The 13,578-nt window shown below is 39.4% G+C and carries 11 protein-coding genes; 2 read left to right on the top strand and 9 right to left on the bottom strand.

Features of this window, described 5'->3' with window-relative positions; genetic code table 11:
• Window positions 1-225: 225 nt before the first annotated feature.
• Both CV014_RS10505 and CV014_RS10500 read right to left on the bottom strand, forming a co-directional pair.
• The gene (locus CV014_RS10505) at window positions 226-1,599 is read right to left on the bottom strand and encodes a DUF1822 family protein (RefSeq protein ID WP_236141970.1); all 1,374 of its coding nucleotides are present in this window, start codon (window positions 1,597-1,599) and stop codon (window positions 226-228) included.
• Between the two features lie 102 nt (window positions 1,600-1,701).
• Window positions 1,702-2,337, bottom strand: a complete 636-nt coding sequence (locus tag CV014_RS10500) for a sigma-70 family RNA polymerase sigma factor (RefSeq protein ID WP_236141969.1) — start codon at window positions 2,335-2,337, stop codon at window positions 1,702-1,704.
• A 348-nt stretch (window positions 2,338-2,685) separates the two neighbouring features.
• Between CV014_RS10500 and CV014_RS10495 the strand changes: the two genes are divergently transcribed.
• Window positions 2,686-3,621, top strand: coding sequence for a hypothetical protein (locus CV014_RS10495; RefSeq protein WP_236141968.1), 936 nt, complete (start codon window positions 2,686-2,688; stop codon window positions 3,619-3,621).
• Window positions 3,622-4,064: 443 nt separating this feature from the next.
• Here CV014_RS10495 and CV014_RS10490 read toward each other — a convergent pair whose 3' ends face one another.
• The 6 genes from CV014_RS10490 to CV014_RS10465 all read right to left on the bottom strand — a co-directional run bounded on the left by CV014_RS10490 (window position 4,065) and on the right by CV014_RS10465 (window position 9,792).
• On the bottom strand, window positions 4,065-4,574 hold the full coding sequence (locus tag CV014_RS10490) for a molybdenum cofactor biosynthesis protein MoaE (RefSeq protein ID WP_236141967.1): 510 nt from the start codon (window positions 4,572-4,574) through the stop codon (window positions 4,065-4,067).
• 47 nt (window positions 4,575-4,621) lie between these two features.
• The gene (locus CV014_RS10485) at window positions 4,622-5,020 is read right to left on the bottom strand and encodes a YybH family protein (RefSeq protein WP_236141966.1); all 399 of its coding nucleotides are present in this window, start codon (window positions 5,018-5,020) and stop codon (window positions 4,622-4,624) included.
• Between the two features lie 76 nt (window positions 5,021-5,096).
• Entirely contained in the window at window positions 5,097-6,986 is a 1,890-nt protein-coding gene (locus CV014_RS10480) for a hybrid sensor histidine kinase/response regulator (RefSeq protein ID WP_236141965.1), read from the bottom strand.
• 571 nt (window positions 6,987-7,557) lie between these two features.
• Complete coding sequence (gene pyrR, locus CV014_RS10475) at window positions 7,558-8,100, bottom strand: bifunctional pyr operon transcriptional regulator/uracil phosphoribosyltransferase PyrR (protein ID WP_236141964.1); 543 nt, start codon at window positions 8,098-8,100, stop codon at window positions 7,558-7,560.
• Between the two features lie 129 nt (window positions 8,101-8,229).
• Window positions 8,230-9,186: an adenosylcobinamide-phosphate synthase CbiB gene (cbiB, locus tag CV014_RS10470; protein ID WP_236141963.1), complete on the bottom strand. Its 957-nt coding sequence runs from the start codon at window positions 9,184-9,186 to the stop codon at window positions 8,230-8,232.
• Window positions 9,187-9,348: 162 nt separating this feature from the next.
• A complete protein-coding gene (locus CV014_RS10465) occupies window positions 9,349-9,792 on the bottom strand; it encodes an Rrf2 family transcriptional regulator (protein WP_236141962.1) in 444 nt (147 codons plus the stop codon).
• Between the two features lie 714 nt (window positions 9,793-10,506).
• Between CV014_RS10465 and CV014_RS10460 the strand changes: the two genes are divergently transcribed.
• A complete protein-coding gene (locus CV014_RS10460) occupies window positions 10,507-10,920 on the top strand; it encodes an AbrB family transcriptional regulator (RefSeq protein WP_103137815.1) in 414 nt (137 codons plus the stop codon).
• 91 nt (window positions 10,921-11,011) lie between these two features.
• Here the strand turns inward: CV014_RS10460 and CV014_RS10455 are convergent, their stop codons facing one another.
• Window positions 11,012-12,889: a chloride channel protein gene (locus CV014_RS10455; RefSeq protein WP_236141961.1), complete on the bottom strand. Its 1,878-nt coding sequence runs from the start codon at window positions 12,887-12,889 to the stop codon at window positions 11,012-11,014.
• Between the last annotated feature and the right edge of the window lie 689 nt (window positions 12,890-13,578).

Here is a 13,578-nt window from a genome sequence, read left to right as displayed (position 1 = left end):
ACAATACAAAACTATCAGCAGTTAAAGCTGCACGGTTAGAGAATAGACCAATTTGCACTTGTGCAGTCGCACCGTTACCATCGGCATCAAAGAACAGTTCACCCTTAGCTTGATTGTAGATGAAGCGATCGCCCGTCTATAAGAGCTACAACTTTCAAGTTTGCGTAATACGCCCGAAATCTTAACGGAACTGTATTATCCGATAAGCTACATATTTTGGTGGAATTACATTACAAAATCTTCGCTAAAATTCGTCTCACCTAAAGCTATTTGCACAGTAAATGCTTCTCCCACTGTACAGCTAAACTTGAGTTGGATATAAATGTCGGTGCATCTAGCTATAACTTCTCGCAATATATTACCAGAATTATCCAGCAGTATCAGTTTTAAATCAGGTGGTAAATAATTATGATTACCTGTGGGATAAATTTGTAAAAGTACGCTAACATCACCATCAATCTTGTGTAAAAATGCCACTGCTAAAGCTATATCTTTACCTGCAATCTCTATTCCTAAATCAATCAGTTTAATTCGTCTGATACCAGCAGCCTGATTTGCTGGATCAAGTTTTCGCAAACTTTCTACAGCTATCCATAATGTTTCATCATCAGCTGTGCTGCGTAACAAATTCACCAAGGCTTGAATTGCATCACTATTACCAACAGCAACCTCTCCTAAATCTTTAGCTGCTCGCTGGCGTTGTTTTTCGTCATTTGTAGATGATAATTGCTGAATAATTGCCGTAATTTCATCAGGGTTGAGGGGAGAGTGTTGTAATTCCCTAGCACTGCGGGTAGCAACTGCGAATTTTGGTAGTTGAGAAGAGTTTTGCCATTCGGGTTCAAAAATATTTTGTGTCCAGCGACTGAGAATAGTATGGGTTTTATTTAAGGCTGTCGCTAGTGAAGTGATGAATTTATGTTCAGTGGACTCAAATTCTGCTAATTCTTGCTCTATATCTATTTGCTCTTGCAGAATTTTATCAGTAAAGTTTACAGTTTTAATATAGGTATGATAAGCTGCTACGGATATTGTTAGAACGTCACTCCAGTCTTGTTCTTGTTGATGAAATAGAGTGATTTTATTGATGTCTAAAGATGTTGTAGCGTTTAATTTTAAACCTAATTTTTCAATATGATGATTTTCTAGTTGTTGATCAACTAAACCATGATAGTAGTCTCCTACTGTTAGTAAAACATCGTAAATCTTCCTTGATAACCTTTGACCAACTGGCTGTAATAAATTACTAACTAACATCGGTTGTACGTGCCAAGTTTCTGCTAATAAATCTTGTGCTGAACCAGAAATCTGAGCAGGAATTAATAAATTAATATCAGAAATAAAATTAGTTTCGGTAGACAATACCATGACAGAAACAATCTCTGCTTCCGGTTCTGTGATAATCATGACGTAACGAGGTGGAGTTTCCCCCCGTAAAAAGCTTTGAGCTGCGGTAGAGTAGAATTGATTTTCGGCAGTGGGGGAAAACTCACCATAATATTGTAAGTGGCGACTGATTTCCCAGATTTCTCCAGGTTGTGGTGCTGCTAAAGGTTTTCGCAGATTAGCAGATTGAGATTTTTCAGATTCTCTACGCATAGGTGAAAATTTCCCGATATTGAAGGGTTGTTAATTGTGTTAACAAGTCAGTGGATTATTCTATGCCAACAAATAATAAATTCTTCCAAATTGGCGAAAAAACTACCATGTGGCTTGTGAACGCTTGCGAGTAGCTTTGGTTTGAGTTTGTGCGTGTTTAATGGCTTCGGGTTGTAATAGTCCTAATTCCATAGCGACACGTCCAACTAATTCTTTCCAACGCTTGGAAACTTCACCTTGACTAATTCCTAATGCAGACGCTTGTTGGGTTTGGTTTTTTCCTGCAACCATTAGCTGCCATAATTTGAGATAACCGCGATCGCTATACCGCGAATCTAGATTGATAATTGCTTGTTTTGCTTGGATAATTAAATCGGCGCGGGTGACAACATCCCATAAATTACTATCATCAGCAATGGTATCAACCCAAAACAAATCTGTACCAGCGATAGTAGTATCGAGACTTTGGTAGTGACGCAGCTGTTCTTTTTTCACAAAGTTAATAATCTCATATCGCGCTACAACTGTAGCCCAACGCTGAAATTCTGCCATTCCCCCTTGGTGAAACTTTCCAGCTTTGACAGCTTCGTAAACTTTCATCATTGCAGTTTGCACCGCATCTTCCCAAGACATAGAAGTGCCTCTAGTATATTTGCGCGCAATCTTGGCGATTACTTCTTGATACTCGGCATCAATGATGAAATGTGTAACGGTATCTGCGATTGGTTTTGACTGCATAAGTATATTATCTCAACTTACATAAAAAGAGAGCAGATCATAAGAGGACGGCGATTGCAGATTACTCAATAGACTAATCCTTGATACGTCTGTTCCAAATGAAATTGCTATTTGTCAGATCAAAAACACTGACATATATAGGTTTGGGGATAAGATTTTATGCACCTGCTAAAGATTGCATGAGTAACGAAAAGCTTACTGAGTCTTGCTTTGCAGTCTTTTTATGATGTTGAGCAAAAATTTTTTAGCAAATTTCGGAATATTTTCTCAGCCTCACCTGTTATTGAAAGTGAGGACGAAATCAACTAACTCTCGTGATGGCAGAAAGTTAAGTAGGAGGAAATATCTATGAACAAATATATTAGATTTAAAAGCCTCATTCTGAGTTTACTTGTACCCACTACTGCTGTTTTGACTGTACAACAAAACAGTGCGATCGCGCAGCGACTCCCCTGGAGTATCGCTCAATCTCCCACAACAGAGGTTTCCGCTTTAGATGTAACCATTACTACTGGTGGTGATGATTTGCGTGGTGGTTCTGTTGTGTACGGAATTGTGGAATTAAGAGGTGGAAGGACAGAAAAAGTTAATCTAAATCGTGGTAGAAACTGGGGTAACAACTCCACCTACAGGGTTTCTCTACCTTTACCCACAGGTACAACACTTGGGGATTTAGTTTCTTTCACCCTAGAACATGATGGCGCGCCCCGGCGATTTCCTGATGGCTACGATAACTGGAATGTTGATACCCTCAAGGTTGCTACACCTAGAACCTGTTCTGCTGGGGTACAACTAGCAAACACATCTGGACGGCCATTGGTGCGTTTGACTGGAGTCAACACATTTCACGATATTACCCTCAATGCCCCATCCTCAGCCAGAAATACACCTATTTCATCCTTGCAAGTAGCCATTACCACTGGCGGTGATGACATCAGAGGCGGTTCTGTAGCCTACGGAGTAATTAAACTACAGAATGGCACAACACTGTCAAAGGTAAATCTTAACCAGGGAAGAAATTGGCCAAATAACTCCACCAATACAGTAACTATTCCTTTACCATCAGGGACAAAAATTGGTGACTTGGCTGGATTGAGAATCGAACATAGTGGCGCACCCCGCAATCCTTTTGATGGTTACGATAACTGGAATATAGATAGAGTCAGAATTGCGACACCTGAAAGTTGTTCTGCGGCGGTACAACTGGTTAATAGAACGGGACGGCCACTGGTACGTTTCACCGGCGGAGATACCTTTAGGAAATATCCCATTAACCTGCGCTAAGAAATTAGGGACTTACCACTAGAAAAATATACTATCACTTTGTAGGCAGAGGGGCAGGGGGCAGGGAGCAGGGGGAAAAATCACGATGTCTTCTCGCAGAAATTGGATAATTTATTTTTTGGAAGTCCATTAATCCTAATTGCAAGTTAAGTAAATAATCAAAGGTTTGTAGTAAGGACTAAAGTCCTTACTACGAACTAGCTTAAAAAAATCAGAGCCGCACAAGAAGGTCGTGGAGTTAGAATTCCCCAACCACAACCAGACCCATTTCCTCAATTGATTCCTGCTTCTACTAATCCCCGCAATTCTCGATAAATATATCAAGAAAAATCTCACTAATTTGCGTGAAATTTTCCGCCTGAAAATTACATGAATTTAATTGATTAGATGAGGAAAGTTAATATTTCCTCATCTTGGGTTAAGAGCGATCGCTTATTATTTATCTAACAGTTGTCTCCTGACTGTTCACAAGCTCCAATACTTACCCAGGTACTAGATAAAGCCCCATTTTCTGCACTGTACCATTCCTTTTTCCAAATGGGCGCATTGTGTTTTAAAGTATCAATTGCATAACGACAAGCATCAAAAGCTTCACTGCGATGCGGACAACCAATTGCTACTAAAACGCTAATTTCTCCTATTTGCAAACGTCCGATGCGATGATGAATAACTACACGATTTACATCAGTCCATTGATGGCGAATCTCAGCCGCAATTTGATAAAAAACTTGCAAGGCCATCGGTTCATACGCTTGATATTCCAGCGCAATCACTGGTTTACCATCAGTTTGATTGCGAACCGTTCCACTCATAATTACAACAGCACCATTAGCAGGATCATCGGCTCGATGATAGATTTCATCTATAGATAATGGTGCAAAGGTAATAGCAAAGCTATCTTCCTCTCTAGGTTTTTGAATAGCAATATGGTTAGATGTCAGCACTGATTTCATAAGTTTATTAAAAAATTATCCTAAATCTAAATCCCAATTACTAATTACTATCTCATAATTGGGCTACCATGATGATGCACTAAATACCACTTACCTCCCAATAATTGAAATATATTGGTAGCTATTGAGCGTGCCTCTAACCTTTTACCTCTAACCACTTGTAAGACATTTTCTATCACGCTTAAATAAGCTAAACTATCTACTAATTCTATATTCAGAATATCAGTATTAATTTCCATATAAGCCGTATTTTTAAATATTTGTTCCCAAGAAATGCTGATTTCTTGCCAACCCCGTAGCGCATCGCAACCAGGGTGAATACAGCAACTACCAGTACCTTTTGACCACACATTACTCATCGCATCTATATCTTTTTTTTCAAAAGCTCGATAAAAGGCTGTATTCGCTGCTAAAACTTCAGATTTTATAGTTTGGTTAGTTTGCATGACACCAGTATTCTAAGTGTTATTTCTGTTTGAAACTCCGAATTTTAGATTTTAAATTTTGGATTGAATCTAAAATTTAAAATTGATTGACTCTACTGATTGTTTGTAATAACTGACTAGCTGTATAGGGTTTTGCTAAAAAAGCTTGAATACCTATATTATGGGCTGCACTTACTTTATCACTAGTAGCCAGTCCACTGACCGCAATAATTTTGACTCCAGGGTTAATTTTTTGTAATGTGCGAATCGTCGTTAATCCGTCCATTGACGGCATGACCATATCTGTTAATACCAAAGATATTTCTGATTGATATTCTGCATATAAAGCTATAGCCTCAATACCATCACTGGCTGTGATAGCTTTGTAGTTGTGGCTTTCTAGGGATGTTTTAGTAATGTTTCTAATTGCATCTTCGTCATCTACAACTAAAATCAGTTCTCCATTGCCTAGAGGTGATTCTGCTTCTATTTCCTCCAGCGTTTCTTTAGCTTCTTGTGCTGGTAAATAGATTTTAAATTGACTACCTTTGGCTATTTCCGTAGTGACATTGATAAAACCCCCGTGACTTTTAATAATACCAAGAACAGTAGAAAGACCAAGCCCAGTCCCTTGATTTATTTCTTTGGTGGTGAAAAATGGCTCAAATATTCGGTCTAAAATTTCTGGACTAATACCGCTACCTGTATCTGTCACCGTTACCATCACATAAGAGCCGACCTTTGCATCTAAATTCATCCTGGCATAATTTTCATCGATGAAAAAATTCTCAGCCGCAATTTGTAATATCCCCCCATTTGGCATAGCATCACGCGCATTCACACACAAATTCATCAGCACTTGATGAATTTGTGTAGCATCAGCCGATACAGTCCAAAGATTTGGTAAGATTTTAGTAGCAACTTCAATTGATTTCGGGAATGTTTCTTTAATTATTTGTTGCACTTCTAGAATTAAATGCCTGAGTTGCAAAAGAGTGCGATCGCCTTCTAGTCCACGGGTAAAAGAAAGTACCTGTTTAACTAAATTTGCGCCTCGTTTAGCATTACTAATTAATATCGGCAGTAGTCGCAAAGAACGCTCATCTTGAATTTGGGATTCTAATAGTTGTGCTGTCATTAAAATAGGAGCTAAGACATTATTGAGGTCGTGAGCAATTCCACTAGCTAAAGTGCCGATACTTTCTAAACGTTGAGCGCGGAGAAACTGTGCTTCTAGTTGTTTTTTCTCGGTAATTTCTGTGTTGACTACAAGAATCGATTCGGTTTGTTCTCCAAATTCATTTACTAGCGTCCAACGACTTTCAACAATGATGTTTTTTCCAGTTTTAGTTTTTTGATTTAATTCACCTTCCCAATAGTGATTTTTTTTTAAATCTTCTAAAGCTGTATTTAATAGTTGTAAATTAGTTTCTTGCCACAGTTCATGTGTTTTCTTCCCAATAGCTGCTGCTTTCTCCCAGCCGTAAAGTAACTCGGCAGCTTGATTCCAAAATAAAATTTGTCCGGCTAAATTCTGGACAAAAATGGCATCTTTCGCAATATCAAGTAAAGCAGCTTGTTGCTTAATTTGTTTTTCTGTGTCTTTGCGTTCAATAGCATAACGAATCGCACGTTCTAATAAAGGTGCATTCAATAATCCTTTTTCTAAATAATCTGCTGCGCCTGCTTGTATTGCTTGCAGGTCGATTTCCCTGTCTCCTTGACCAGTCAGTAAAATTACGGGTGCTTTGCAACCATCATTAACTGCTTCACGAATTAATTCCAGTCCGCTATCTAGTCCTAAACGGTAATCTACAATATAGATGTCATGTTGAGCTTGAGCGATCGCAGCTTGAGCAGCTTGATAATTATCGACCCATTCTAGTTCACAGGTGATTATTTGACACTCACTTAACCAATCATGAGTGAGAACGTAATCATTTTCATTATCATCAATTAACAAGACTCTAATTGGACTCTTTTCCATTGCTTCCCATCGCTGCTAGTAGCAGTTCTTCAGTTTCCAACCAGCGTTTTGCTCTCAATTGTTTTATCCAAGCAAAATTATGAAAGTGTGTAGTTTGATAATGAAGGATTTTTAAAGTAATGATTAAATATGATATCTATATCCCTCTACTTTGATGCTGTCAAAACAATAAAAAATAACATTGCATCTTTGTCTATGAGGTCTAAATTGAGTCATCTTGAGATAAAAAATATATTTTGTCCTATGTCGTCAACAATTCTAAGACTTACTTTTACAATAAACCTTAATTTAGGGCGGTTTGGTAATCCCTCTACAGGAATAAAAGCGTTTAAACGAGGTAAAGAAGAAGACAGTTGGTCAATAGTCAATAGTCATTAGTCATTAGTCAATAGTCATTAGTCATTAGTCATTAGTCATTAGTCATTAGTCAATAGTCATTAGTCATTAGTCATTAGTCAGTACCTGCTAAACGCCGCGCTACCGCTAACAGCACTCAGCACTCAGCACTCAGCACTCAGCACTCAGCACTCAGCACTCAGCACTCACTACTCAGCACTCAGCACTTGCTGAATTAATAACCAATTAATTCCACTGCATCCTTACTGTCCCAATCTTGGAAATAAACTTTCACAACTTCCTCTTTGGCAGTGGGTAATTGCTTACCTATAAAATCTGGATGAATAGGTAATTCGCGATGACCTCTGTCAACCAGCACAGCTAAACGAATCACTTCTGGTCTACCATATTCATTGACAGCATTTAATGCAGCACGAATTGTTCTGCCTTTGAAAATCACGTCATCTACTAACACCACTGTTTTTCCTGTCAAGTCAAAGGGAATATTGGTTTTGGCTGGAGTTCGCAAACCAATTTGATCTAGATCATCCCGATAGAAAGTAATATCTAATGCTCCCACTGGTGTATCAATACCTTCTAGTGTCTCAATTTGACGGGCTAATAGTTCAGCTAACGGTACTCCACGGGTATAAATGCCAACTAATACCAACTGTGATAAATCGCGAGTTCTTTCGATAATCTGAGAAGCTAAACGCGTTACAGTACGGCGTAAATCTTCGGCAGAAAGGATTTCAACAATTTTGCTTGGTGTAGGCATAATTGGGGAATGGGGAATGGGGAATGGGGAACGGGGAATGGGGAATGGGGACTGGGGAATGGGGACTGGAGAGAATTTTTTACCTATGCCCAATGCCCTATACCCTATGCCCAGTGTATGAAATAATGACTAGTTTATTAGGATTGCGATCGCTATTCCTAACCATAGTAAAAAGCAATATCTGGTAAGCTGTAAGGCTTGGTTAATATGAATTGGTTGAATGGGATGAATGGGATCTCCTAATAGCGGCTTTGGCTTAGGAACTCCTCGATACCAATTTGTACCACCCATTTGCACACCCAAAATCGCTGCATAAACGCACTCACTCCAACCAGAATTAGGACTAGGATCAGCTTTAGCATCACGGCGACAAATGCGCCATACATATCCAGGTTTCCCTGATAATAAACCTAAAGTTAACACTGTGAGACGACAAGGCAACCAAGTTAAACAATCTTCTAGTCGCGCACTACACCATCCTATATATGTATAAGGAAGTTCTCGATACCCCACCATTGAATCTAGGGTACTACTAGCTTTGTATGCTAACGCTAGAGGTGCAGCTCCCACACCTGGAATGCAAGCACCGATGATAGCGTAAAACAGTGGAGATGTTACACCATCGGTAGCATTTTCTGTAACTGTTTCTAAAACCGCGCGTAAAATTTCTGATTCTGATAGATTTTCTGTGTCTCTACCTACATATTGACTTAATTTTTGGCGTGCTAACGGTAAATCTTTAGCTGTTAGTGGTGTTAAAACATCAACTGCTGCATTTCGCAAACTCCGAAAAGCAAAACAGCTAGCTAAAAGCATAACTTGAACAGCGATCGCTAATAATGGATGTAACCATCCCGCTATGTAAATCACCACCCAACCCACACCACCACTACCAATAATTAAAATCAAAGCCAAGATAATTCCTACTAATCTTTGGGTGAAAGGTTTATGGCAAAATTGCAGAAATAATTTACTCAAACGAGAAATCACCCATCCCATCACCTGCACAGGATGAGGCCAACCCCAAGGATCACCAATTAAATAATCTAAAATTGCCGCCAAGAGAAGGATGAGAGCAGATAGCACGTTTTTGGGGGGACTGGGGACTGGGGACTGGGGACTGGGGACTGGGGACAAGGTGGACAAGGTAGCAGAGGAGAAAAGCTAATGACTAATGACTAATGACTAATGACTAATGACTAATGACTATTGACTATTGACTATTGACTATTGACTATTGACTATTGACTAAACCACAAAACTCGCTTCTTCTCCTAAAGATGCTTGCCAACTACGAGCATCGTAATATAAATCTGCCAAAGTAATACTATACAAAGCCTCTTTCAGCTTTTGGTTGAGTCTTTGCCACAAGCTAAATGTTACCCAATCTTCTGTTTGCGCTGGTGTGGGGGTATGATGAGGTAAATTTGTGACTGTTTCTCCTACGGCTTCTAAAATTTGCCCTATCGAAATTTGCGCGGGTTTTTTTGCTAGTTGATACCCTCCTACACTACCGCGAATTGATTTGACAAGTCCAGCACGGCGCATTTCTATTAGTAATTTTTCCAGGTATGGAGCCGGAATATCTTGACGTTTAGATATTACTTTCACAGATGCAGGCCCATAACCAGGTTGTAAACTCAAGTCAAGTAATGCTTTGACGCTGTAGTGTCCTTTAGTAGTTAGTTTCATGGGGATTAGTCATTAGTCATTAGTCATTAGTCATTAGTCATTAGTCATTAGTCAACAGTCAACGGTATGTGAGTAAGTCATCGTTTCTTAGGAACTACCCTTTAGCAATTATCAGCACCATTTACCACATCTTCTATAAGCTAGCAACTGTATTGAGCGATTTACTATTGAATTTTGACTATTGACCCTCCTAATTTTAGATTTTGGATTTTGGATTTTGGATTTTTTAGGTTACAAGTCCCACCGTGGGTGGAAAAATATAAAATACTCGCTGCACTACGTCTGCTACCTTGGCGCAGCATCTCGTAGAGAAGACGGTCAATCTACAATCTCTAAGCCCCACACTCAACGAGTAATCGGTGTCAATCCGAAATCGCAAATCTAAAATCCAAAATGGGTTGACTAAGGATCAGTTTTGCTTATCACTTTTCACTCCAATGATCAATCTCAGTAAATAGACAAGTTTTTTTGCACCACTTTAGAAAACTTAAATAAATATAGTTTAGCAGTGATCAACAAACTAAAGATATTTATCATCATTATCTAAAATAGATGGTCTTAACAATATTGAAAAACTTGCAACATTTTTACCTTTGAATGTAATATACTTGGCTAGGCTGAGATAAAAACTAAAGGATAATGTTCCTATTAGCTTAAGTCAGCTAAAAGAAAATCGATTCAACTACTTTAACCATTGATTTTTGACCTAAGTTGATGCCTAAACAGAAAAAGATTGAACCCCTAGTCGGTGAAGAACTGCTCAAGAAAGTCAAAGAGCTAGAGAACCTTAGCAAAGAAGAAAAAGCAAAGCAGTGTGGCTACTATACCGTTACTAAAAATGGTGTAGAGCGCGTCAATATGATGAAGTTCTTGAATGCCCTAATTGATGCTGAAGGCATTCAGTTAGACAGCGCGCCCAATGCGAATGGACGCGGTGGACGTAGTGCTAGCTATAGAATTAGTGTGCAATCCAATGGTAACTTGTTAATTGGTTCAGCCTACACAAAACAGATGAACCTCAAACCAGGAGATGAATTTCTCATTACTTTAGGTAAAAAGCACATTCGCCTGCGTCAAGTAGATGAAGATGAAAAGTTAGGCGTAGAAGCTGAGGAAGCTACAGCATAATTAGTCAATAGTCAATAGTCAATAGATTTTAGACTCGATATTTGACTCATAAAATGAGTTAAATCAATGACTAAAGACTAAGGACTAATAACTAATGGCCATTGGCTAACCCATGAATTGCTTTACTTGTAACTGCCAAGTCATAGGTGAGTGCGATTTGCTCTCGATCTAATAAACCTAAAATCAATTCATGGTTATCCCGTGCTACCACTGGTAACTGATGCAAACCTCTGAGAGTCATTCGATCAAAAGCCTCAGATAAAGGTTCATCACGCCAAGCATAAAGTATTTCAGTGGTACAGATATCCATGATAGTTTGACTGGCAAAATTACTCTGGTTTTCGGTGGAAGAATTAGAGTAATTTTGCCATAGGGAAAGCGTGCGGTTAATGTCTTCTAGAGAGAGTATCCCAACTAATTGTTCTGCTCCATCAACTACTAAAGCACTACGGGTGCGATCGCGTGTCATTTCTTTTGCAGCTTCCAAAACTCCCAAGCTAGCAGGGAGTTTTTTCGGGCAAGAAAGCATTGCATCCTCTACTAAAATTTGCTGTAATAATTCCTCCTGTTCATCTTTCAACTCTGCTAGGCCAATTTGTTGCAGATTGGCATTAGCATCAGCATTGGGTTGAATGCGGTCTACTAGCCATACACTTAAACTGACAGCCGCCATTAAAGGCAAAACAATTCTATAGTCGCGCGTTAATTCAAACAACATTAAAATTGCCGTTAAAGGAGCGCGCACACTCCCAGCTAATACAGCCGCCATTCCCACCATTGCATAAGCTGGTGGTGCAGCCATATATTCAGCAAAACCAGGAGCAATCAGGGGTAAAATCTTGGCATAAGCTGATCCTAAAGAAGCACCCAGAAACATTGCAGGTGCGAACAAACCCCCCACAAAACCACTACCTGCACTAATAGCTGTCATCAACAATTTCACTAGTAGTAAAGCTAAAAGTAAATTGAGGGAAAGTTCTACATCTTGCAGCATTGCTTGGACTGTTTCATAGCCAGTACCCAAAATTTGCGGGAATTGCAAAGCCGCAACACCAACAATTACACCTCCGATAATGGGGTGTATGGGTTGAGGAATTTTGCCAAAAAAACTGAAGCCAGGAATTGAGCCAGCAAAACAAGCCTTTGCTAAACGAATTGATTGTGTGTATATCAGAGAAACTAAACTAGCACCCAAGCCCAAGCCCAAATAAATCGGTAACTCCAAAGGGCTACGGACTTGGTAAACCGGTAAAGCAAAAGCAGGTTGCGCCCCCAAACCAATTTGAGCAATTAAAGCTGCAACCACTGCGGCGAGTAACACAATACTCACCGCCGAAGTAGCAAAAGAAGTTGCTCCCATAACTACTTCTAGCGCGAAAAAGACTCCGGCGATCGGGGCATTAAATCCGGCTGCTAATCCCGCCGCCGCACCAGCACCCAAAAGTAAACGCCGCTTTTCCTGGGAAACCTGCAAAATTAGAGACAGCAACATCCCAAAATTCGCGCCAATTTCCACACTCGGCCCTTCTGGCCCCAAAGAAGCACCACTTCCCAAAGAAACCGATGCAGCCAACATTTTAGTCACTGGGCGTAATTGCCGTCTAATTTCTGTACCATCAGAAGCAGCAATTAAAGATGAAAGTCCGGGGCCAAAATCTTGAGTCCGCCAGCGCATCAACCCTACAACTAAGCCACCTAACATGGGGACACAAGCTAGAGTCCAAGAACCCCAAGCCCCAATTACACCCATCAAATTTTCTAGCATGAGCTGGTGAATCAACTCGATTAAATAATGAAAAGTCACCACACCCATACCAGTACCGCCGCCGATAATTAAAGCTAAAAACAGCACGACGGTTTCAGGAGAAAGTTGAAAACGGTTAATGAGATGCAATAAACGGTTAGGGGAGGAAGACAAGACAATTTGTTCCTTTGCCTTCCCCAGTTCAGCAGAGGGCAATAGAGTCATTGAAAAAACAGGTAAATCTAGGAAGAAATTTAAGTTTTTATCTGTTATCTCTTATTGTGAGACATTATTCATTCAGCAGACAAGTCAGAGTCAATGGTCAATAGTCATTAGTCAATAGTCATTAGTCAATAGTCATTAGTCATTAGTCAATAGTCATTAGTCAATAGTCATTAGTCAATAGTCATTAGTCATTAGTCATTAGTCATTAGTCATTAGTCATTAGTCATTAGTCATTAGTCATTAGTGTTTCTTACCTTCTGCCCTGTCTACCTTGTCTCCCATGCGCCATGCCCCATGCCCTATGCCCCATGCCCAATTCCCCATTCCCTAACACCTGGTTGCAAAGATTTAGTTAAAAAAATTTTGCGGCTCTAAATGTTTCTGGAGATAATGGTTAAATTAAAAGAGAAGCGATGGTTAATGAACAACACCAACATCAAGGTATGAATAATGACTACATTGATTCTCTCATAGAGAGAATATTGCCAATAGCAAATAATTATACTGCCATTATTCATATTAGAGATTCTTACCTATCTACAATATCCTTATGTTGCAAGCCTTGCATAACTTTCAGTATGGATAAGTAAGTATGTAATTAATGATTAAGTTATACACAAATTTTTAACTTACTCAGTATTGTTTGGGAATTTAATATCACCAGATCAAGAGAGTCAATTAACAGGATT

This window comes from Nostoc sp. CMAA1605 (assembly GCF_021596505.1).
Lineage (GTDB): Bacteria > Cyanobacteriota > Cyanobacteriia > Cyanobacteriales > Nostocaceae > Trichormus.
The sequence above is the reverse complement of the archived record's forward strand: the minus strand, read 5'-3'. Positions and strand labels throughout refer to the sequence as shown.

Excerpts from the sequence above, each read along its gene's own strand:
- CV014_RS10505 (WP_236141970.1), bottom strand. The coding sequence starts at position 1,599 with ATGCGTAGAGAATCTGAAAAATCTCAATCTGCTAATCTGCGAAAACCT.
- CV014_RS10500 (WP_236141969.1), bottom strand. The coding sequence starts at position 2,337 with ATGCAGTCAAAACCAATCGCAGATACCGTTACACATTTCATCATTGAT.
- CV014_RS10495 (WP_236141968.1), top strand. The coding sequence starts at position 2,686 with ATGAACAAATATATTAGATTTAAAAGCCTCATTCTGAGTTTACTTGTA.
- CV014_RS10490 (WP_236141967.1), bottom strand. The coding sequence starts at position 4,574 with ATGAAATCAGTGCTGACATCTAACCATATTGCTATTCAAAAACCTAGA.
- CV014_RS10485 (WP_236141966.1), bottom strand. The coding sequence starts at position 5,020 with ATGCAAACTAACCAAACTATAAAATCTGAAGTTTTAGCAGCGAATACA.
- CV014_RS10480 (WP_236141965.1), bottom strand. The coding sequence starts at position 6,986 with ATGGAAAAGAGTCCAATTAGAGTCTTGTTAATTGATGATAATGAAAAT.
- pyrR (WP_236141964.1), bottom strand. The coding sequence starts at position 8,100 with ATGCCTACACCAAGCAAAATTGTTGAAATCCTTTCTGCCGAAGATTTA.
- CV014_RS10465 (WP_236141962.1), bottom strand. The coding sequence starts at position 9,792 with ATGAAACTAACTACTAAAGGACACTACAGCGTCAAAGCATTACTTGAC.
- CV014_RS10460 (WP_103137815.1), top strand. The coding sequence starts at position 10,507 with ATGCCTAAACAGAAAAAGATTGAACCCCTAGTCGGTGAAGAACTGCTC.
- CV014_RS10455 (WP_236141961.1), bottom strand. The coding sequence starts at position 12,889 with ATGACTCTATTGCCCTCTGCTGAACTGGGGAAGGCAAAGGAACAAATT.